Annotated in this window: 16 protein-coding genes; 1 reads left to right on the forward strand and 15 read right to left on the reverse strand. The window is 65.4% G+C overall.

Annotation, left to right across the window (positions count from 1 at the left end; genetic code table 11):
• Positions 1-65 precede the first annotated feature (65 nt).
• A complete protein-coding gene (locus KIH76_RS06600; RefSeq protein ID WP_219069937.1) occupies positions 66-929 on the forward strand; it encodes an AraC family transcriptional regulator in 864 nt (287 codons plus the stop codon).
• Between the two features lie 98 nt (positions 930-1,027).
• On the opposite strand, the gene KIH76_RS06605 is transcribed toward KIH76_RS06600, so the two are convergent.
• The 15 genes from KIH76_RS06605 to KIH76_RS06675 all read right to left on the reverse strand — a co-directional run bounded on the left by KIH76_RS06605 (position 1,028) and on the right by KIH76_RS06675 (position 20,685).
• On the reverse strand, positions 1,028-1,681 hold the full coding sequence (locus KIH76_RS06605) for a peptide deformylase (RefSeq protein WP_219069939.1): 654 nt from the start codon (positions 1,679-1,681) through the stop codon (positions 1,028-1,030).
• A 24-nt stretch (positions 1,682-1,705) separates the two neighbouring features.
• Positions 1,706-3,091 carry a phosphoglucosamine mutase gene (gene glmM / locus KIH76_RS06610; RefSeq protein ID WP_214373671.1) on the reverse strand — a complete coding sequence of 462 codons (1,386 nt, stop codon included), beginning with the start codon at positions 3,089-3,091 and terminating at the stop codon, positions 1,706-1,708.
• A 141-nt stretch (positions 3,092-3,232) separates the two neighbouring features.
• Positions 3,233-4,609, reverse strand: coding sequence for an aspartate aminotransferase family protein (locus KIH76_RS06615; protein WP_219069941.1), 1,377 nt, complete (start codon positions 4,607-4,609; stop codon positions 3,233-3,235).
• Between the two features lie 73 nt (positions 4,610-4,682).
• On the reverse strand, positions 4,683-5,738 hold the full coding sequence (locus KIH76_RS06620; protein ID WP_219069943.1) for a phosphotransferase enzyme family protein: 1,056 nt from the start codon (positions 5,736-5,738) through the stop codon (positions 4,683-4,685).
• Positions 5,739-5,803: 65 nt separating this feature from the next.
• Positions 5,804-6,847, reverse strand: coding sequence for a zinc-binding dehydrogenase (locus tag KIH76_RS06625; protein WP_219069945.1), 1,044 nt, complete (start codon positions 6,845-6,847; stop codon positions 5,804-5,806).
• Positions 6,848-6,945: 98 nt separating this feature from the next.
• Positions 6,946-8,337, reverse strand: coding sequence for an MFS transporter (locus KIH76_RS06630; RefSeq protein WP_219069947.1), 1,392 nt, complete (start codon positions 8,335-8,337; stop codon positions 6,946-6,948).
• Complete coding sequence (locus tag KIH76_RS06635; protein ID WP_219069950.1) at positions 8,318-9,967, reverse strand: amidohydrolase; 1,650 nt, start codon at positions 9,965-9,967, stop codon at positions 8,318-8,320. Before KIH76_RS06635 ends, KIH76_RS06630 begins: the two co-directional genes overlap by 20 nt.
• A gap of 12 nt (positions 9,968-9,979) precedes the next feature.
• Complete coding sequence (locus KIH76_RS06640) at positions 9,980-12,034, reverse strand: amidase (protein WP_219069952.1); 2,055 nt, start codon at positions 12,032-12,034, stop codon at positions 9,980-9,982.
• Between the two features lie 73 nt (positions 12,035-12,107).
• Complete coding sequence (locus KIH76_RS06645) at positions 12,108-13,670, reverse strand: ABC transporter substrate-binding protein (protein ID WP_219069954.1); 1,563 nt, start codon at positions 13,668-13,670, stop codon at positions 12,108-12,110.
• A gap of 79 nt (positions 13,671-13,749) precedes the next feature.
• A complete protein-coding gene (locus KIH76_RS06650; RefSeq protein ID WP_214373679.1) occupies positions 13,750-14,577 on the reverse strand; it encodes an ATP-binding cassette domain-containing protein in 828 nt (275 codons plus the stop codon).
• Position 14,578: 1 nt separating this feature from the next.
• A complete protein-coding gene (locus tag KIH76_RS06655) occupies positions 14,579-15,517 on the reverse strand; it encodes an ABC transporter ATP-binding protein (protein WP_214373680.1) in 939 nt (312 codons plus the stop codon).
• Positions 15,518-15,519: 2 nt separating this feature from the next.
• The gene (locus tag KIH76_RS06660) at positions 15,520-16,419 is read right to left on the reverse strand and encodes an ABC transporter permease (RefSeq protein ID WP_214373681.1); all 900 of its coding nucleotides are present in this window, start codon (positions 16,417-16,419) and stop codon (positions 15,520-15,522) included.
• 2 nt (positions 16,420-16,421) lie between these two features.
• Entirely contained in the window at positions 16,422-17,372 is a 951-nt protein-coding gene (locus KIH76_RS06665) for an ABC transporter permease (protein ID WP_214373682.1), read from the reverse strand.
• Positions 17,373-17,442: 70 nt separating this feature from the next.
• The gene (locus KIH76_RS06670; protein ID WP_214373683.1) at positions 17,443-18,741 is read right to left on the reverse strand and encodes an aspartate aminotransferase family protein; all 1,299 of its coding nucleotides are present in this window, start codon (positions 18,739-18,741) and stop codon (positions 17,443-17,445) included.
• A 324-nt stretch (positions 18,742-19,065) separates the two neighbouring features.
• Positions 19,066-20,685: a PucR family transcriptional regulator gene (locus KIH76_RS06675; protein WP_219069956.1), complete on the reverse strand. Its 1,620-nt coding sequence runs from the start codon at positions 20,683-20,685 to the stop codon at positions 19,066-19,068.
• Positions 20,686-20,775 lie beyond the last annotated feature (90 nt).

The following is a 20,775-nucleotide window of genomic DNA, read 5'->3' on the forward strand; positions in this document are numbered from 1 at the left end:
GAACGGCTGTGAACTGCTATGATGAAACCGTTGCCCAACATCATCAACGACGAAAACGAGCCATCATGAAACCAGCCGAACGCGGTATCCGCAATCAGGGATCGGAATTCTATATCTACACGCCCAGCAAAACGGCGTTGCAGACGTTTCTGTATCCGCTGCGCGTCGGCCTGTTCCGCTACGAGGCCGGCTACCGTCAGGAACGCAGTTCGTTCGACAGTTTCCTGCTGATGGCCGTTCGTTCCGGATCGTTCGACATCGCCACCGAACAGGGCACGCATCATGCGGTCAAGGGCGATTTCGCGCTGCTCGACTGTTACCGGCACCATTCATACGGCACCGACGAGGACAGCGACGTGCTGTGGCTGCACTTCGACGGCACGATGGCCCGCGCGTACTTCGATCTGATCGACGGCAAGCTCGGCACCGTGTTCTCGATCAAGGAGCCGACTTACGTGCTGAACCGCCTGACCGCCATCTACGACGTGTTCCACGCCGCCTCGCGCATCAGCGAACCGAACATGTCGAAATACATCACCGACATCCTCACCGAATTCGCGGTGGCCGCGGCCGACAACGCCACGTCCCAGCAGCGTCAGCCGTATGCGATCGAGGACGTGCTCACCTATATCGCCGGCCATCTGAGCGATCCGCTGCCGATCGACGAACTGGCCGCCCGCGCGTACATGAGCGAATACCATTTCATCCGCGTGTTCAAGAAGGAGACGGGATACACGCCGCACGCCTATATCGTGGACGCGCGCATGCACGCCGCGAAATACCTGCTCATCAACTCTGACATGCCGCTCAAACAGCTGTGCGACGAATGCGGGTTCACCGACACGAGCACGTTCTGCGCGGCGTTCAAGCGCAGGAACGGCATGTCGCCCATCGAATTCCGCCGGCAGGGCGAGATGCGGCAGCTGTGAGCCGCCGAGGACGCCCCTTCCCCTCAAATATGCGAAGACCGACGCGGGATTTACCCGACGCCGGTCCATGTTTCGCATGATTGGCTTATGGTCTTCGATTACAGCTCGAAGCCGAGCTCCTCGGCGGCCTCGGTGGGCACCGGATCGTCGGCCCACAGGTCCTCGAGGTTCTCGGTGGTGGCAAGCGAGCGGATCTCAGCCTTGTCGATGTACAGCTCGCCGCTCAGATGGTCGGTCTCGTGCTGGAAGATGCGGGCCGGCCAGCCGTGCAGGTGCTCCTCGTGCTGTTTGCCGTCCTCGTCCTGCCAGCGTGCGGTGATATCGAGCCAGCGCTTGCGTACGGCCTGATAGCCGTCGAAGCTCAGGCAGCCCTCGTAGAAGCTGCGCGTCTCCTCGCCGATCGGCTTATAGCTGGGATTGATGATGACGTGGAACGGGAATTCGCCGATCTCGCGCGGATCGTCCTCGTCGTCGCGGATGTGGTCCTCGACGACGGCGAGCGCGAGGCCGAGACCGATCTGCGTGGCGGCAAGGCCCACTCCGGGGGCTTCGAGCATGGTCGTGTGCATCGTGTCGATGAGCTTGTCGAGCGTCTTACGGCTCAGCTGGCCGGTGTAGGGGATGGTCTGCTGGCGTAGGACGGGTTCGCCGGCCTGCACGATCGGCAGGATGTGTTCTTTGCCGCCGGTTTTGATGAGCTGTTCGATGTCGCGGTTGAGGGCGATGTCGACCTTGGAGTTCTTTGCGAACATGATGTATTCCTTTGCGGGGCGCGATTACAGGGCGAGTTCCTCGGCGACGACCGCGGCGAGACGGTTGCAGACCTCGTCGGCCTGCTCCTGAGTCGCGGCCTCGGCCATGACGCGCACGAGCGGTTCGGTGCCGGAGGGGCGCAGCAGCACGCGGCCGGTGTCGCCGAGCAGCTTCTCCTCGCGTTCGACGGCGGCCTGCACCTTGGCGTTCGTGGTGGCGGCCATCTTGTCGACGTTCGGCACGTTGACAAGCGTCTGCGGCAGCTGCGGGAAATCGGCGGCGAGCTGCTTCAAGCTCTTGCCAGAGCGGACGACCTCATTGCACAGGGTGAGCGCGGTGAGCGTGCCATCGCCGGTGGTGGCGAACTCGCGGTTGATGACATGGCCGGACTGCTCGCCGCCCAGCGTGTAGCCGCCGCGCAGCATCTCCTCAAGCACATAACGGTCGCCGACGGCGGTCTGCACGGTCTTGATGCCCATGTCCTTCAGGGCAAGCTTGAGGCCGAGGTTGCTCATGACGGTCACGACGAGCGTGTTGTCGGCCAGCTTGCCGGCCTCCTTCTTGGCACGAGCGAGGATGCCCATGATCTGATCGCCGTTGACCATGTTGCCGTCCTCGTCCACCGCCAGGCACCGGTCGGCGTCGCCGTCGAACGCGACGCCCATCACCGCGTCGGTGGCCTTGACCATCGCCTGCAGCTGCTCGGGGTGCGTGGAGCCGGCGTGCTTGTTGATGTTGTAGCCGTCCGGCGAGGCGTTGATGACCATGACCTCGGCACCGGCGCGGCGCAGCGCCTCGGGGGCGACCACGGAGGTTGCGCCGTTGGCGCAGTCGGCCACGATCTTGAGGCCCTTGAGCGGCTTGGGCTGGGTCTTGTCGGGGTTGAGCGGCGCGATCGTGGAGACGAGGTGGTCGATGTACAGGTTGGTCGCGGTGACCGGATCATGGCTGATGCGGCCCACGCCGGCGCCGGTCGGACGCTCCCAGTCCTTGCCGAGCACGGCTTCGATCTCGTCCTCCTTACCGTCGGGCAGCTTGAAGCCGCCGCGGGCGAAGAACTTGATGCCGTTGTCGGGCATCGGGTTGTGGGAGGCGGAGATCACCGCGCCCATCTCGACGTTGAGCACGGAGGTGAGGAACGCGATGCCCGGAGTGGGGATGATGCCCGCGTCGATCACGTCGAACCCGCCGGCGGCCATGCCCGCGGACAGCGCGGCGGCGAGGAAGTCGCCGGAGACGCGCGTGTCGCGGCCAACGAGCGCGCGGCGGCGGCCTTCCGGCTGGTCGTCCTTCGTGCCGGAGTCACCCAGCACGCGCACGGCGGCGTCGCCCAGGTCGAGCGCCAGTCGTGCCGTCAGGTCCTTGTTCGCCAATCCGCGAACGCCATCGGTTCCGAACATACGTGGCATATCGTTACTTCCTCGCTGTTTCGTTGTCAGTCGTGATACCGTGCACCATCGTACTCAACACGCCCGGCAACGTCACTCCCCCACGCGCAATGCTGCCCGGTTTCCCCGCATTTGCATGTGCGAGGGGCGTGGCAGCACGGCTTAGTCGAAGAATCCGAGGTCGCGCAGTTCCCCGACGGCGTCGAGCAGACGGTCGGCGTCGGCGGTCGTGAAGACCAGCGGCGGGCGCACCTTGAGCGCGCTGCCGTCGGCGCCGGATGCCGAGATCAGGATATTGCGGTCGCGCAGCGCGTCGACAATGGTCTGCGTGCCGGCCGGATCGGGCCGAGAACCGTCATCGGAGCGGATGTCGATGCCGATGAACATGCCGGCGTGGCGGATCTCGCCCAGTTTCGGCCGGCCTGCGAGTAGCGACGCGAACCCGTCGCAGATGTAGTCGCCGACCGTCTTGGCCTGCTTGAGCAATCCGCGCGATTCGATCTCGTCGAGCACCGCCTCGGCGGCCCGCATGGAGACCGGGTTGCCGCCGAACGTGTTGAAATATCTGGTGCAGGCCGCGAACGCGTCGCCGATCGCCGCCTTGTAGACGACTGCACCGGTGGGGATGCCGTTGCCCATCGGCTTGCCGATCGTGACCAGGTCCGCGTCCGCATGATGACGCTGGAATCCCCAGAACGCGTCCCCGGTGCGCGCGAATCCCGACTGCACCTCATCGGCGATGAGCAGACCGCCGGCCCGGTGTGCCATGTCGGCGATGTCCGCGACCCATCCTTGCGCCCCCGGCAGCACGCCGTCCGACGAGAAGATCTGGTCGAGCAGCACAGCCGATACGCCGTAGCCGGCATCGTGCAGCGACCGGAACGCGGCGGCGAACCGTTCGCGCAGCACGGCGCGCGCCTTATCGGCCGGCATGCCGCCGGTCAGTACGTCATGCACCTCGACCGTGGCGAGGAACGGGGCCAGTGGTATGGCCGTGCCGAAGCTCGGCGACACCGAAGAAACCAGTGAGGTGATGCCGTGGTACGCGTTGGCGGTCACCACCACGCCCTGATGGCCGGTGTAGACGCGGGCCATGCGCAGGGCGAGGTCGTTGGATTCCGAACCGGAGTTGGTGAAGCTCACCCGGTCAAGCCCTTCCGGAAACAGGCCGAGCAGGCGTTCGGCGTAGTCGAGCACCTCGTCCTGCAGGTAGCGCGAATGCGTGTCCTGTTTGGCGAGCTGGTCGCTCACCGCCTCGCGCACATGCGGGTTGGCGTGCCCGACGCAGGCCACGTTGTTGTAGCAGTCCAGATAGTCCACGCCATCGGCGTCGAACAGGTGCGCACCGTTGCCGCGCACCACGTGGATGGGACGGTTGTAGAACAGCGGGCCCAATGTGCCGAGCGTGCGTTTGCGCCGTTCGATCAGCGCCACCGTGTCCGGGGAGAGCCCGGCCGTGCCCTTGGAAAAATCGAATCCGTTCGCGAGTCCCTTGCGTCCCGCCACCGGGGCGGGGACGCTCGCGTCGATGTTGCTCATGATATGGTCCTCTCTCTTGATACGACTGATTAATGGTTGGAAACACGGCGTTCGCATGCCGGCGGCGGTTCGTTCACACGCCGACGAACGGGTCCCGGGATCCGGCCGACAACGATTGCAGCAACCGAAGTCGGGCGATTCTGGACTCCGGTCGGAACAGGTAATGTTCCGGCGAGACCCCGGAGCGGCGTTCGGCCAGTAACGGCAACAGCACGATGAGCGCGGCGCGCGCCTGCATGACGGGCATGAGCAGCGGCAGCTGGCCGTGGTCGAAGTCCGGGTTCGCGCGCAGGTATGCGGCCAGCGCGACACGGCATGGTTCGAGCGGATCGGCGAGCGAGCCGTCCGCCAGATAGCACAATGCGGTTCCCAGATCGCACACGGCCGGCATCAGGTGCATGTCGCCGAAGTCGATGATGCCGGCGATCTCGTCCGGTCTGTCGTCTCGCACCGTGATGTTGCCAGGGTGGAAGTCGCCGTGGCACAGTTGCTGCGGCAGCGCGTCGATGCGCCCGGATGCGGATTCGTATGTCGCCACGGCCTGCTCGATCAGCTCGCGGGCTGCCGCGTCGTCGACCATCGGCAGCACGTCCTGCGCGATCGCCGGCAGCAGCCGCACGTCCCACAGGATGCGCCCGAGCCGGTCCTCGTATCCGCGTTCGTCGGCCAGCACCCGCTGAATACGAGCCAGCCGGTCGCCGATGTCGGCAAGCAACGCATGCGACGGACGGCCTAGCGACGACGACACGATATGTCCCGTAACGAACGTGGTCAGCGTGGCCCATCGGGTGGGACCGCCGGCGTCGAATCTCGCGATCATGCCGCCGTCCGCGCATGGCACCAGTCTGGTCACGGGCACGTTGGCCGCCCGCCGTTCCAGCATGCGCAGCGCGCGGGCGCGCATGAGCACGGTCTCGTAGCCCTCGGCCGGATGCTCGATCTTCAGCAGGTAGCGCGGCGAACGCCCGCCGGGCATCGTCACGGCGAACGTGTCGTCACGTTCGGTGGCGATGCGCTCGAGCCGGACGCCGTCCAGCCCGTAGTCGCGGGACAGTAGGGCTTCGGCCTCGCGTTCGTCGATCGTCTCGTGCGGCTGCCCGAGCGTACGGTATCCCTCGAAATCATGCATTGCCGGACCTCCTTGCCGTGTTCGTATCGTTCGGTCATTCGTCCAAGCGGCGCCGAACCATCGGTTCAGCGCACGACGATCATCGGTTTGATCGTGCGGCGATTGTCCATGTCGTCGTAGGCCTGTGCGATGTCGGCGAGCGCGTACTGTTTCGTGTAGACCGGGCCGGGATCGATGCGGCCGTCGAGTACGGCCGGCAGCACTGCGGCGATGTAGTGGTGGGCCGGCGACATGCCACCGGTGACGGTGATGTTGGAATAGAACAGGTCGCGTACGTCGATGCTCACGCCGTGCGGCAGGCCAACATAGCTGACGGTGCCGCCAGGGGCGACCATATGGATGGCGGTGGCGAAGGACTGCGCCGATCCCACGCATTCGAGCACTTTGTCGGGCTTGTCGCCGCCGGTGATCGATAGCACGTGGTTCACGGCGTCGTCGCCACGTTCGGTGACGATCTGGTCCGCGCCGAAGCGCAGGGCGAGCTCGTTGCGGTCGGCGTGCGTGCTGCCGGCGTTGATCACGCAGTCCGCGCCGAGCAGTTTGGTGGCCATCATGGCGCACAGTCCGACCGCGCCGTCGCCGATCACTGCGACCACGTCGCCGGGCTGTACGTGGGCGCTGACGGCCGCATGGTATCCGGTAGTGAACACGTCGGTCAGCGTGAGCAATCCGGCGGCTAGCGATTCGTCGGGACGATGGCCGTCGGCGTACGCCTTGACCAGCGTGCCGTCAGCGAAGGGCACGCGCGCGGCCTGGCCTTGGCCGGCGTCCGCGGTCTCGCGTCCCCAGAATCCGCCGTTGACGCAGCTGGTTTCCAATCCTTGCCGGCAGAACCGGCAGGTGCCGTCGCTGTAGCGGAACGGCACGATCACCCAGTCGCCCGGTTTGACGGAACGCACCTCCGATCCGACCTCGCGTACGGTGCCGACGAACTCGTGTCCGATGCGGTTCGGGGCGGCCGCCCCTTGATCGCGGTATGTCCACAGGTCGGAGCCGCATACGCCGGCGTATTCGATGTCGACGATTGCGTCGGTGGGATGTTCGATGACGGGATCGGGGACCTCGTCGAGGCTGACCGTGTGGTGGCCGTGGTAGACAGTGGCTTTCATGATTGCCGCCTTTCTTGAACTTGGCTGGATGGAATGTGAACTGAAAGAGGAATGTGGACTGAAGGGATGCCTAGCCACGGGTGTTTCACGCGCGCGGATCAGGCCTGCCAGCGGCCGGCGCTGATGTCGGCGTATCGCCGGCGCACCGCGGCGAGCGTGGCCGGCAGCATCAGCGTGAATCCGACAAGTCCGACGATCCATAGCGGATACTGGGCGAGCAGCGCGACGCGCATGGCATGGTCGGTGTACAGCGTGGGACTGGATGCACCCTGCATATCGAGCAGGACGCCAACGCCGAGCATGACAATGGATGCGGAGAAGGAGCCGCCCATGTTCGCAATGCCGGTGGCCAGTCCGAGGTTGCCGGATTCGTTGGAGTCGCGTACATAGTCGAAAGCGACGCCGGCCGCCGGCCAACCGCTGGACACGGCGGCGAGCAATGCGGCCGTCAGCCAGAACGGGTGGGGACCGGAGGTCGTCAAGACGGCCGCCCACAATATCATCTGCGCTCCGGACGATCCATAGACGATCAGCGCGCGGCCGTGGATCGGATGGATTCCGGCAATGCGCCCGAACACCACGGCCCATACGGCGCACATGACGATGCCGGCTCCCAGATAGGCGCTGGCCTGCTGGCGCGTGTACCGTTCCACGGTCAGCAGGAAGGGCACGCCCCACAGCGAATTCATCATGCTGTTGGAGAACACGTTGGTGAAATGCACCCAGAACCCGCAGATCGTGCCTCGCTGGCGCGCCGCGACGGCGATCGATGGCCAGATGCCGGCCGGATGCCGCGCGACCGCACGCCCGTCGTCACGGGCCATCCCCGGACGGTCGGCCAGAAACAGCAGCACGCACACGGCGATCATCGTGCCGATGCCGCCGGCGGCCGCGAACGCCGCGCTCCAGCCGGTCCGGTTCATCAGCCAGACGAACGGGTAGATCGATAGCAGCTGGCCGAAGCTGCCGAGCTGGCCTGTCAGCTGGTTCATCAGCGGCAGCCTGCGCACCGGGAACCATGCGGCGACCAATCGGATCGCCGAGATGAAGATCAGCGCGTCGCCGCTGCCGACCACCGCGCGGCCGATCACCGCCATCCACGCGGCGGGCGCGAACGCCAGCAGGGTCTGCCCGGCCGACATGAGCAGGCATCCCGCCGAGATCAGACGGCGCGGGCCGTATCGGTCGAGCAGCAGTCCGGCGGGTATCTGCATGACCGCATATACGAACAACTGCAGGTAGACGAACGACGAGAGCACGGTGCTAGTGGTGTGGAAATGATGCGCCGCCTGGATGCCGGTGGCCGACATCGACGAACGGCACGCCATGGCGAACAGGTAGCCGACCATGGCCAGCCCCCACATCAGATACGCCTTGATGCCACCGCGTTGCGCGTCGCGCCGTCCGGGCACGAACGCAACGGCACGACGGCCGGACATGCCGCGTTCGTCTCCCGTCTCGCAGGCGAGATCAGCGGCCGGCGGATTCATAGCGCACCTGCCCGCCGATCACCGTCGCCGCGACGCCGATCTCGTGCAGCGAGTCTGGGTCGACCGTGTGCGGGTCGGCGTCGAGCGCGACGAAATCGGCGTATTTACGGGGGCTCAACGTGCCGAGCACCTGCTCCTTCTTCGACGCGTACGCACTGCCGTAGGTGTAGGCGCGCAGCGCCTCGTCGACGGTGAGCCGCTCGCTCTCGCCGAGCACGAATCCGCCGGCGGTCTTGCGCGTGACCATGCCCTCGATGGAGATCATCGGCGAGACCGGCGCGCACGGCGCGTCCGTGCTGCCGGGGATGATCGCGCCGCGGTGCACGAACGAACCCATGCGGTAGGCGCGACGCGCGCGTTCCTCGCCGAGCAGGCGCACGTAGGCGTCGCCGTTGTTCTTCATGAAGCTGCCTTGCGGGTTGACGATGATGCCGTCGCGGATGATGCGTTCCACCGTGGCGTCGCTGGACAGGCCGCAGTGTTCGAGACGGTGGCGCACGTCCGTCCTCGGATACAGCTGTTGGGCGTGTTCAATGGCGTCGAGCGCGATATCGATGGCGTGGTCGCCGATCGCGTGAATGGCCATGCGCCAGCCTTCGCGGTGCAGAATGGCGACCTGGCGGGCGAACTCCTGCGGATCCCAGCTGAAGACGCCCTTGTTGTCGGGCATGTTCAGATACGGTTCGTTGAGGTAGGCGGACAGGCTGGAGAACGCGCCGTCGAGGATGATCTTGAACGGTCCGATGTCGAGCAGGCCGCCTTCGAATCCGGTGCGGATGCCGAGGTCGAGTCCGAAGCCGTGCTTGAGGTCGCCGGTCAGCTGGCCGAGGTCGTGCAGCGCTGAGAAGTACGGCATGAGCGTGCCGCGCTGGTGGATGAGCCCGCGGTCGTAGGCCTCCTGGAATAGGCCGATGTCGTCGGGGGTCTGGCCGATGCCCTCCCAGTTGCGGTCGGTGCCGGTGCCGCCGTCGGTGAAACTGGTGATGCCGAGCGAGAGCGTGTAGCGCGCGGCGAGTTCCAGCTGGTGCAGCAGCGTGGCCTCGCTCACCCGGTTCGCCAGTCCGGTGAACATGAAGCACATCTTGTCTTTGACCAGACCGGTGACGTGCCCGTGTTCCTTGATGACCAGATCGGGCTGGTCGATGTCGTCGGGATGCTCGTAGCCAGCTCGGCGGAAGGCCTCGGTGTTGATGACGGCCGCATGGTTCGACAGGTGCAGGATCAGCAGCGGATGGCCGTGCGAGATGCGGTCGAGCACGGCGATGTCGGGGAACGCGCCGAGCGAGAATTGGTCGAAACCCCATCCGAGGACCCATTCGCCGTCGGGCGTGCGTTCGGCGGCCTCCTCGATGCGCCGGTAGACCTCGTCGAGCGTGGACGCGGTCTGCTTGCGCAGGTCGACCTGATTAAGGTTCGCGCCAAGCAGCGAAAAATGCAGGTGCACGTCGTTGAAGCCGGGGCAGACGAACCTGCCTCCCAGATCCACATGATGTCGTGCCGGCACGCCGTCCAGATCGTCGTCGAGCGCGACGATCTTACCGTCGTACACGCCGATGCGGCGGGCTCGGGGATGAGCGGGATCCATCGTATGGATGTCCGCGTTTTCGAAGATCGTGTCGATGGTGAACATGATGGTTCCCTTTCAGATCAGCGAAGTTCCGGCCGGATGCGGGTCGGGGTTGTCGAATACGGCGATATCCGCACCGACGGTGCGGCCGCGTCCGGTGAACAGCGCGACGACCGCGATCTTGCGGGCGTCGAACACGCGGGCCAGCGAGATCGAACCGTCCCAGGCCTGCGTGCCATCCCATTGCTCGATCATCAGGCCGTTGACGAAGATGCGGCAGGCCACGCGATCGTCGGGATCGGCGGCAGTGACCGTGTAACGCAGAAGCCCGTCGCGGATGCCGGCGTCGAGGCGTGCGGCGAAGGTGCGGCCGGCCGGCGCCGAGGAGTCCTGGTCGAACGCGATGCGGCCGAGCGATTCGATGGGCGGGGTGCGCCGCGGCGCGACGCGTCTGCGGCTCGCCTGCTCGTATTCGAGCGCGCATGCGAGCAGCAGACGGTCGCTGCCGGCCGGCCCCATGAACGTCAATCCGGCCGGCACGCCGGTGTCGTCCATCACGCCCATCGTCACGCTGACCGTGGGGATGCCCAGATGGCGGATCATGCGGTTGCCGTTCGAGAACCACGTGCCGTCCTGCCAGGCTTCCGTGTTGTGTACTTCGTCCACGTCGGCGTCCGCATGGGCAATGTTGCTGTTCGTGGGGAAGACCAGCACGTCGAGCCCTCCGGCGCGCATCCACTGTTCGAGATGCCGTTTGCGGATCGCCTCGAGGCCGGCGAGGCCGGCGGCCAGTTCAGGCGTCTTGTCCAACGGCAGCAGCCTGCCGTCGCGCATGTACTGTGCGGCCTGCTGGTAGAAACCGTACTGCCAGCCGGTGCGGCGGGCCATCGAATCGAACGGGTTGGGGAAGATGTCGTTGGGATCGACGTCGAGCAGGCTGTCGATTCCGTCGATGTCGAACCCGCGGATGAATTCCTCGAGCGCCGCGGCGTTGAGCTGCAGCCATTCGTGATCCATCCAGTCATGCGGGATCAGTCCTTCGTCGGCGAACGTCTTCAAGGTGCGCGGCGCGATGTCGTAGGCGTCGCGCAACGGGAACGTCGTCCAGCGCACGTGTGCGCCGAGCGCCTTGAAATCGCCGATCGCGCGCAGCAGCAGCGCGTTGACGCTCGGCCGGGTGTACACGGCGGGCAACGCGTCGCCGATGCGCCCAGCGTAGGCGCCGACCACGCCGATGCGCAGTCCGACGAGCGCGTCCATGTTGTCGATGCCGCCGAATCCTTTGTCGTGCAGGCGTTCGGCGGCTTCGAGCCGCACGTGCTTCTGGCTGCGCCACAGATCGCCTCGGGTGTCCGGATCGTCCGCGGTCAGGGTCGGCAGCAGGGCCAGCAGGTCGCGCACCGTGCGGGTGTGGGGCACCACTTCGTCCTTGGTGGCGTGCAGCACCCAGTTGCCGCGCAGCGAGATCACGCCGCGCGAGGGGGTGTAGGCCACCAGGCCGTTGTTGGCGGCCGGCGAGCGCCCGGAGGAAACTGTCTCCTCGCCCAGTCCGAAGGCCGCGAAGCTGGCGGCGGTCGACACCGCGGAGCCGTTGGACGACCCGGAGTACCATGCCGCGGCCAGATAGTCGCCGTTGTACGGGTTTTCGGCGCGCCCGTAGACGCCGCGCTGCACGCCTCCGGCGGCCATCGGCGGCATGTTGGTGCGTCCGACCAGCACGGCGCCCGCCTTGCGCATCGCGCCCACGGAGAAGCTGTCCTCACCGGCGACGACGTGCGCGAACGCCGGGGAGCCGGCGGCCATCGTCATGCCTTTGGCCATGTAGCTGTCCTTGACGCTGTACGGGATGCCGTGCAGGGGGCCGCGCGCCCGTCCCTCGGCCCGTTCCTCGTCGCGGGCCATCGCCTCCCTGAGTACGTCCGGGGCGATGATCGGCGTGGAGTTGAGCCGTATGCCGTTGACGTCGTAGTAGAACAGACGGTTGAGATAGGCCACCGTCAATTCGGTGGAGGTGGTCTCCCCTCGTTCCATCATCTCGGCCATGTCTTCGACGGACAGTTCGATGACGTTCACGTCGCGTTTGTCGCTGTCGGCTCCCATTGCAATCCCCTGCTTTCGTTGCGTTGCCATTGCGTTCCCGCGCGTCTGCGCGAGACGGGCGGGCCGCCCGGACCGAATCCGGGCGGACGGCCCGCCGCCGCGTTCACTGCTTGAGCTCGATGTTGTAGTAGACGGGCCCCTGCATGCCGTCGCCGTAGCTGGTGACCTTCTTGGAGACGGCGCTGATCTGCTGATACTTGCTGATGATGATGTTCGGCACGTAGTCGTAGAACCAGTCCTGCAGCTCGTCGTAGCCGGCCTTCTGGTCGGCCTCGGAGGTGGCCGAGTTAATCTTGTCGGTGATCTCGGCGAACTTCGGGTCGGTGTTCCAGCCCGCGCCGGACGCCTGGAAGAACGAGTAGCAGATCGGGTTCGCGGAGTAGGAGTAGTTGGAGATGATCATGTCCCATGCGTCGGGCTGGAACATCTTCTGCAATACGGTCGCCCAGTCGAGCACCTGCAGGTCGGTCTTGATGCCGACGGCCTTGAGCTCGTTCTGGATCTCGACGCTCTCGTCGTAGATGTACGGGTAGTCCTTGGTGGACAGGAACTTGAGCGTGGAGCCGTCGTATCCGGCCTCCTTGATGAGCTCCTTGGCCTTGTCGAGATCCTGGTGGTTGTACTTGTCGAGGCTGGATTCGGAGCGCAGCGGGTTGCCTTCGGGCATCAGCGCGCCGTCGTTCTTGTACAGGTCGGCGTTCTGGTGGCCGGCCTTGGCGATCTTGCCGAGGTCGAGCGCGGCGAGGATGGCCTGGCGCAGCTTCTGGTTGTCCTTGAACGCGCCCTGCTTCTTGTTGAACAGGATCGTCTCAAGCATTTCGTCGGTTTCCATCGTCACGTCCTGGCTGGCCTTGACCTGCGCGTACTGCGAATCGGCGAGCGAGTAGCCGATCTCGTACTGGCCCGACAGCGCGCCGGTCATGCGGGTCGTGCCGTCGGTCACGAAGTCGAACTCGAGCTTGTCGGCGTGCGCCTCGCGCTCGCCCGCATATCCGTCCGAGTCGCCGTCCGGGGACTGGTAGTCGGCGAACTTCTCGAGCACGATGTTCGTGTCCTTCTTCCACGACGAGTACTTGAACGGGCCGGTGCCCACGTATTCGCTCACGCCGGTGTCGGTGGCCTTGTCGATGACCGACTTGGGCATGATGGCGGCGATGCGCGCGGTATCCGCCATCAGGTACAGGCCGGTGGACACCGGCTTGGGCGAGGTGATGACCACGGTGTCGGCGTCGGGCGAGCTGACGGTGGAGCCGGTGAAGAACGTGCTGCCGATCTGCGAGAGCTTGATCCAGCGCTGCATCGAGGCCACCACGTCCTCGGCCTTCATGGTCTGGCCGTTGTGGAACTTGACGCCGGTGCGCAGCTTGAACGTGAACGTCTTGTAGTCCTTGCTCACCTCGTAGCTCTTGGCGAGCAGCGGCGCGACGCTGCCGTCCTTCTTCAGCGTGACCAGCGTCTCGTAGATGTTGCGCATGGTGTCGCGCGCCACGTATGCGCCGGTGATCATCGGGTCGAGGCTGGTGACGGTCGCGTTGAGCGCGATGTGCACCGTGCCGCCGTCCGTGGGGGTGCCCGACGACGAGCCGCCGCTGCCGCACGCGGCCAGGGAAACGATCGTTGCCGCGGCCGCCGCGAGGGCGACCATCTTCTTGCCTAGCCTGTTCATGATTTCCTCTCTTTCATTGAAACCGGTTGGGACAGTCTGTGATTGGTGATGGATGGGTTTGTGACGTTTGGATTGGCGGCTATCCGGCCAGCTGGTGCCGGCTCGGGTCCGGCAGCGGGATGCTGTCGAGCAGGTTGCGTGTGTAGTCGGTGCGCGGGTTGGCGAACACCTCGCCGACCGTTCCCTCCTCCACGAGCTCGCCCTTGCGCAGCACGCCGACGCGGTCGGCGATGAAGCGCACCACGCTCAGATCGTGGGTGATGAACAGGTAGCTCAGGGCGAATTCCTCCTTGAGATCCTGCAGCAGGTTGAGCACCTGCGCCTGGACGGACACGTCGAGCGCGGACACCGATTCGTCGAGGATCAGCAGTTTCGGCTCGACGACCAGCGCGCGGGCGATGTTGATGCGCTGCAACTGGCCGCCCGAGAACTGGTACGGGTAGCGGTTCAGCGCCCACGAGCCGAGTCCGACGCGTTCGAGCATGGATTCGGCCGCATCGAGCCGTTCGCGCTTCGAGTTCCCGACGTTCTGGATCTCCATCGCCTCGAGTAACGCCCCGGCTATGGATTTGCGCGGGTTGAGCGAGGAGAACGGGTCCTGGAACACCATCTGGATGTTGCCGCGGATGTCGCGGCGCAGCTGACGCGGCGAATCGTCGGTGTAGTTGTCGCCGTCGAACACCACGGTGCCGGATGTGGGTTTCTCGAGCGCACTGATGATCTTGGCGGTGGTGCTTTTGCCGCTGCCGGATTCGCCCACCAACGCGTAGGTCTGCCGGTGGTCGACCTCGAACGAGACGTTCCTGAGCGCATGGAAGATGGCCGCCGCGTTGTGGGAGAATCCTCGGGTGACGTAGTCCTTGCACAGGTTGTTCACCTGCAGGATCGGCTGGTGTTGCATTGCCATGTCACGCCTCCTCGTGTTCCTGTTCCTGCTCGCGGTAGGCGGCTTCGATCTCGGCCATCGAATCGGCCACGGTCTTGAGCCGCTTGGGTTCGGGGCCGTCCAACGGCGGCGTGGCCGCCAGCAGCGCCTTGGTGTACGGGTGCCGGGGATCGGCGAACAGCCGTGCCGCCGGCGCGGTCTCCACGATCCGCCCGCGGTACATCACAGCCACGCGGTCGCAGGTCTGCGCCACCACGCCCATGTCGTGCGAAATCAGGATGATGCTCATGCCGAGCTCGTCGCGCAGATGACGCAGCACCTTGAGCAGCTGCATCTGGATGGTCACGTCGAGCGCGGTGGTCGGCTCGTCGGCGATCAGCAGCTTCGGTTCGTTGATCAGCGCCATGCCGATGACCACGCGCTGCAGTTGCCCTCCCGAGAACTGGTACGGGTATTTGCCCATCCATTCCTCCGGGGTGTCGGCGCCCGCCTTGCGCAGCGCCGACAGGCAGCGCTGCTCGATCTCGTCCTTGGACAGGCCCTTGCGGTGCGCCCTGACGGTTTCGCGCAGCTGGCTGCCCACGGTCATCAGCGGATTGAGGCTGGACATCGGGTTCTGGAAGATGAAGCCGATGTCGCCGCCGCGCAGGTCGAGCAGATCATGCTTCGACATGTCGAACACGTTGCGGCCGTCGAAGCGGATGGAGCCGCCGTATTTCGTGGTGCGCTCGTTGTGCAGGCGCAGGATGGAGAAGGAGCTGACGCTTTTGCCGCATCCCGATTCGCCCACGATGCCGAGCACCTCGCCGCGGCCGACCGTGTAGTCGATGCCTTTGACCACGGTGGTCCAGTCCCTGAGGCCCGCCCTGAAGCTGACCGTCAGCCCGTCCACGCTCAGCAGCGGCTGCGCCTGGGCATCCTGCGTCTCGAGGGGTTCGGATGGATCGTTGACCTGGCTCATGGCTACCTCCTCTTCTTCGGGTCGAGTACTTCACGCAGACCGTCGCCGAACATGTTGATGACGAACACGGTCAGGGCGAGCGCCACGCCGGGGAACACGGTCAGCCACCACGCCGAATAGATGTAGGTGCGGCTGTCGTAGAGCATGTTGCCCCAGCTGGGCTGCGGCTGCGGGATGCCGGCGCCGATGAAGCTCATGGCCGCCTCCACCAGGATCGCGTCGGCGAACACGAACGTGACCTCCACGATCCATTCGCCGATGACGTTGAGCGCGATGTTGCGCCACAGGATGCGGTTGCCGCCCGCACCCAGGTTGACGAGCACCTGCACGTAGTTCTCATTCATGTTGGCCAGTGTCGCGGAGCGGACCACGCGGGCGACCATCGGGATGAACACGATGGACAGGGCGAGCACCACGCTGCGGGTGGTCTGGCCGAACGAGCCGACGAACACGATGCCGAACAGGATCGCCGGGAACGCCATCAGACCGTCGCAGATGCGCATGAGCACATAGCCGAGCCGCGGGTAGTAGGCCGAATACAGGCCGACGACCAGGCCGACGATGCCGGCGATCAGCGCGGCGCTGAAGCCCACCGTCAGCGACGCCTTGCCGCCGAGCAGCACGCGGGCGAACAGGTCACGGCCGACGTTGTCGGTGCCCATCGGATGCCCTGCGGCGCCGGGCGCGGCCAGCATGGCGGAGGTGTTGGTGGCGTAGGCGTCCATGTGGCCCAGCCACGGCATGAGGAAGCAGGCGAGCGCGATGACGGCGAGCAGTATGCCGCCGGCCAGCGTGGTGGGCGAGGCGAGCAGCGCCTTGAGCCATCGCGGGCCGTTGCCGTCGGCCGCCACGTCCGCGGGGGCGTCTGCCGGAAGAGAAGTTGCACGAGCTGCGGTTGACATGATCAGAACGACCTTTCTCGGATTCTCGGGTCGATGACCGCGTAGAGCACGTCGGTGATGAGATTGACGACGATGAACACCAGCGCCACGAAGATCAGGATGCCCTGCACCATCTGGTAGTCGCGGCGCAGGATCGAGTTGGACACCAGCTGGCCGATGCCCGGCACGTTGAACACGGTCTCCACCACGATCGCGCCGGCGATCAGTTCGCCGAACGACTGGCCGACGATCGTGAGGATCGAGATCGACGAGTTCTTGAACGCGTGCACCCACAGCTGGCGGGCGCGGGTGAGGCCCTTCGCCTCGGCGGTGCGGATGTAGTCGCTGCCCAGCGAGTCGATCATCGAGGAGCGGGTCATGCGGATGATGATCGCGATCTGCAGCGTGGCCACCGACAGCGCCGGCAGGATCAGGTGTGAGAAGTAGCCGCCGATGTCGTCGGCCGGGTAGACGAATCCGCTGGCCGGCAGCAGTTTCATGTTGAGCACGAACACGATCATGAGCAGCAGACCGGCGAGGAAGCTGGGCAGCGAGGTCGTGAGCGTGGCGAACGCCAGCACCGCGCGGTCGGCCGCGCGCCCGTGCTTGTCGGAGGCGAGCACGCCGAGCGGGATCGCGACGATCAGCGAGATCAATTCGCCGAGCACCGCCACCGACAGCGTGGGGAACACGTGCGACAGGATCGTCGGGGTCACGCCCTCCCCCAGCACGTATGAATAGCCGAGATCGCCGTGCAGCAGGTTCGTGAACCACGACCACAGCTGTTCGGGGACCGACTGGTTCAGTCCCATCTGCTGGCGGATCGCCTCGACCTGCGCGTCGGTCGCGTCGTTGCCGGCGATCACGCGCGCCGGGTCACCGCCGCTCATATGAGAGAGCATGAACGCCACGACGCCCACCACGATCAGGACGGGAATCGCCGACAGCAGCCGCTTTCCCAGATACCGAAGCATCGTCCTCTCCTTTCCTTGCATCCTGTATGTCCGAAGACCTCGTCGGACCGCGTCGCGCGGCCGGGCGGGATCAGATGGTGGCCAGCACCTTGTCGAGCACCGCGAGTCCCTCGTCGATCTCGTCGGTGGTGGAGTTGAGCGGGGCGGCGAAGCGCACCGCGTCATGGTCGGCGCCGCAGCCGAGCAGCAGCAGGCCTTCCTTGAGCGCCTCGGCGGATACGGCGTGGAAGATGTCCGCGCCGTTCATGTCGCCCTTGGAGCCGAATTCGATGGCCAGCATCATGCCCACGCCGCGCACGTCCGCGATGAACGGGTACTTGGCCTGCAGTTCGAGCAGACGGGTCTTGAAGTACGCGCCGACCTTCGCCGCGTTGCCGACGATGTCCTTCTCGGCGAATTCGTCGAGCACCGCGAGCCCCGCGGCACCGGCCACCGGGTTGCCGCCGAACGTGCCGCCGTGCATGCCGGGCAGCCAGCGGTTCATGTTCTCGGTGGTCGAGATCACGGCGCTCATCGGGAAACCTCCGGCGATGGCCTTGCCTACGGCCATGATGTCCGGCACCACGCCGGAGTGCATGCCGGCGAACATCTTGCCGGTGCGGCCGTAGCCGGATTGGATCTCGTCGAAGACCAGCATGATGCCGTTGGCCGTGCACATCTCGCGCAATCCTTGCAGGAAGCTCGGGTCGGGCACCACGTAGCCGCCTTCGCCCTGCACCGGCTCGACGTAAATGCAGGCCACCTGGTCGGGGGCCACGCAGTATTTGAACAGACGGCGTACCTCGTCGAGGCACCAGTCGGCACGCTGTTTGGCGTCGTAGCCGGCCGGGCACAAGTCCTTGGACGGGTACGGGGCGAAGTAGACGCCGCCCATGAGCGGCTCGATGCCCTTGCGGTAGAACGAGTTGGAGGCGGTGATGCTGATCGCGCCCATCGTGCGGCCGTGGAACGAGCCCTTGAACGCGATGACCGCCGGACGGCCGGTGAGCACGCGGGCCAGTTTGATGGCCGCGTCGGTGGCCTCCGCGCCGCCGTTGGCGAACAGCATGGAATCGAGGTTTCCGGGCGTGACCTCGGCGATGCGCTTGGCCAGTTTCAGCGTGGACGGGTAGTTGACCACGTTGAAGCTCGCGGTGACGAGCTTGTCGATCTGCGCCTTGGCGGCGGCGATCACGCGCGGGTGCGCGTGGCCGAGCGCGTTCACGGCGATGCCCTGCACCCAGTCGATGTACCGCTTGCCGTTCACGTCGGTCAGGTACATGCCCTTGCCGGATTCCACGACCAGGCTGGTGGCCTTGGACAGGGCCGGGCTGAGGTATTCCTTGTAGTCGGCGAAGACGATATCCGAATCCTTGATTTCCTGTGACATCTGCAACACTTCCTCTGGTTGTCGTTTGCCGTGTGATGATGGGTGATGGTTGAGGAGCGCCGTGCACTTCAAGCGCTGGTACGGTGTATTGTCCGCCGTCCGACAGGCGCGTTCAATGGACGATCCGCCAGCGGCAGGCGGGTGTGCTGGACGGCTCGTCCAACGCGCGCCGAATGTTACCGATTGATGTCGTAGCGTCGACGACGATCGCATAACGTTGCAACGGCGCCGTTTTCGTCTTGGCACGATCCGATGCGGACCCGATACGACGACGCCCCGCGTATCGACGGTGTTACGCGGGGCGTTCTCACTTCGTCATCGAAGTTAACGTAAAGTTGACATGGCGTCGTCTCGCATGAACGAGCATGCGATCCACACCTTCACCCGGTCGGACTCCTTCGAGAAATCCAGTCCGAGCAGCCGTTCGAGCTTGCCGAGACGGTTTTCGACCGTATGACGGTGCACGCCGAGACGCGTGGCCGTCGCACCCACGTTGAACGCGGTGGCCAGCGCGGTGCGCAGCGTGCCGATCAGCGACGCGCGATCGTCGTCCGTCAGCGTGCCGAGCGGCGAGAACAGTTCCTTCGCATACAACTGCGCGATGCCCGGGCTGACCAGTTCGTGCGCGGGCATGTCGACCACGCCGTCGCGCCCTGATGCGCAGCACAGTCTGAGGTTCTGCTGCGCTTCGCGGCATGCCTCGGCAAGCATCGTCATCGACCCGGCCTCGGCCCGTCCGTATTCGCCGTCGCTGAGCTGGTCCGAGACGAACCGTTCCACGTGCAGCGCATACTCATGGCCGGCCACGATCCACATCAGCCCGTCCACCTGACCGTATATCGACTCGTCCGCGATCATCGAATCGAGCAGATCGAGCATCCGACCGTCATCGTGCGCGCATTCGAAACAGTAGACGCAGACCGGGAACCGCAACCGCCAATGCCATAGTTCGCCGACGAACGCCGCCCCCGACTCACCTTGGCCTCCCATGATCTGTTCGATGACGATGGAACGCAGCCGCGAGCGCATCCTGTATTCGTCCATCCTGCGCGGCAGCGCGCACGACAACGCGTCCGCCGCGGCGATGTCCACCGACCGCAGCAACGCCCCGCCCGACTCCGTCCGATCGGCCATCACCACGATCATGCCCAGCAGGGCGCCGTCATGTTCCACCGCGCACACGCAGTACTGGCCTCTGGATTTCGCCGAACCGAACATGGTCTTCTGCCGGGAACCGGACTGGTTGCGGGCACGGATCAGCTGGTGGATCAGGTCGGACGCCTGCCGGTGCATCACCTGATTGGAGATGGCCACGATATCGCCTTCGGGACGGGCGAACGCGGCCCATCCACCGGTGAGTCTGGCACACGCGCCGACCACCGATTCGATCGGTTCGGGCGCATTCGAGGCCTCGAACAGCTCACGCTGAGCGGAATACATGACACGCTGCAGGTTCTCGCTTTCCTCGGCCTGCGCGCGCAGCACGGTTTTGACGATCTGCGAGAAATTGACCTCGACCGGCACTTCGAACAGCACCATATGATGCTGGCGCACCGCATCAATCAGCGCCTGCGGGATCCGATCGTGCTTGATGCCGACACCGAATCCGATGGCCAGCACGCCGGCGCGGCTCAGATCGGCCACATATTGCAGATACAGGCGCGCGTACGCCTCCTGCGGATTCCTGATCGACGGCGACAGCCCCACTTTGCGCAGATCGCGTTTGAGCAGAGAAAGATCGTTGACGTTGCCCATGCTTTCGAGCGGGAAATTCGTGGAACAGGTAAGCAGTATCTCGCCAGGTTCCGCGTACTGCGCGGCGTTGACCACATCGGTCGGATGCACCCAGATCACACCGTTGTCAAGCGTTTCGCCACCGCCGTCATAGACGGTGGCGAGCTTGAGCTGCGGATCGTCGAGCAGCTGTCGGATGGTGATGGGCATGTTCCCATAGTGCGGCAGAACGCATGTCGGCGGTATTGCCCGCGGATTACCGGGACATGTCGTTCCCGTGATCTCGGTCACGCACGCCTT

Source organism: Bifidobacterium simiiventris (genome assembly GCF_019331715.1).
Taxonomy (GTDB): Bacteria; Actinomycetota; Actinomycetes; order Actinomycetales; family Bifidobacteriaceae; genus Bifidobacterium; species Bifidobacterium simiiventris.

Bases quoted from the DNA above. Each gene is read 5' to 3' on its own strand.
- KIH76_RS06600 (WP_219069937.1), top strand. From the start codon at position 66: ATGAAACCAGCCGAACGCGGTATCCGCAATCAGGGATCGGAATTCTAT.
- KIH76_RS06605 (WP_219069939.1), bottom strand. From the start codon at position 1,681: ATGTTCGCAAAGAACTCCAAGGTCGACATCGCCCTCAACCGCGACATC.
- glmM (WP_214373671.1), bottom strand. From the start codon at position 3,091: ATGCCACGTATGTTCGGAACCGATGGCGTTCGCGGATTGGCGAACAAG.
- KIH76_RS06615 (WP_219069941.1), bottom strand. From the start codon at position 4,609: ATGAGCAACATCGACGCGAGCGTCCCCGCCCCGGTGGCGGGACGCAAG.
- KIH76_RS06620 (WP_219069943.1), bottom strand. From the start codon at position 5,738: ATGCATGATTTCGAGGGATACCGTACGCTCGGGCAGCCGCACGAGACG.
- KIH76_RS06625 (WP_219069945.1), bottom strand. From the start codon at position 6,847: ATGAAAGCCACTGTCTACCACGGCCACCACACGGTCAGCCTCGACGAG.
- KIH76_RS06630 (WP_219069947.1), bottom strand. From the start codon at position 8,337: ATGAATCCGCCGGCCGCTGATCTCGCCTGCGAGACGGGAGACGAACGC.
- KIH76_RS06635 (WP_219069950.1), bottom strand. From the start codon at position 9,967: ATGTTCACCATCGACACGATCTTCGAAAACGCGGACATCCATACGATG.
- KIH76_RS06640 (WP_219069952.1), bottom strand. From the start codon at position 12,034: ATGGCAACGCAACGAAAGCAGGGGATTGCAATGGGAGCCGACAGCGAC.
- KIH76_RS06645 (WP_219069954.1), bottom strand. From the start codon at position 13,670: ATGAACAGGCTAGGCAAGAAGATGGTCGCCCTCGCGGCGGCCGCGGCA.
- KIH76_RS06650 (WP_214373679.1), bottom strand. From the start codon at position 14,577: ATGGCAATGCAACACCAGCCGATCCTGCAGGTGAACAACCTGTGCAAG.
- KIH76_RS06655 (WP_214373680.1), bottom strand. From the start codon at position 15,517: ATGAGCCAGGTCAACGATCCATCCGAACCCCTCGAGACGCAGGATGCC.
- KIH76_RS06660 (WP_214373681.1), bottom strand. From the start codon at position 16,419: ATGTCAACCGCAGCTCGTGCAACTTCTCTTCCGGCAGACGCCCCCGCG.
- KIH76_RS06665 (WP_214373682.1), bottom strand. From the start codon at position 17,372: ATGCTTCGGTATCTGGGAAAGCGGCTGCTGTCGGCGATTCCCGTCCTG.
- KIH76_RS06670 (WP_214373683.1), bottom strand. From the start codon at position 18,741: ATGTCACAGGAAATCAAGGATTCGGATATCGTCTTCGCCGACTACAAG.
- KIH76_RS06675 (WP_219069956.1), bottom strand. From the start codon at position 20,685: ATGCCCATCACCATCCGACAGCTGCTCGACGATCCGCAGCTCAAGCTC.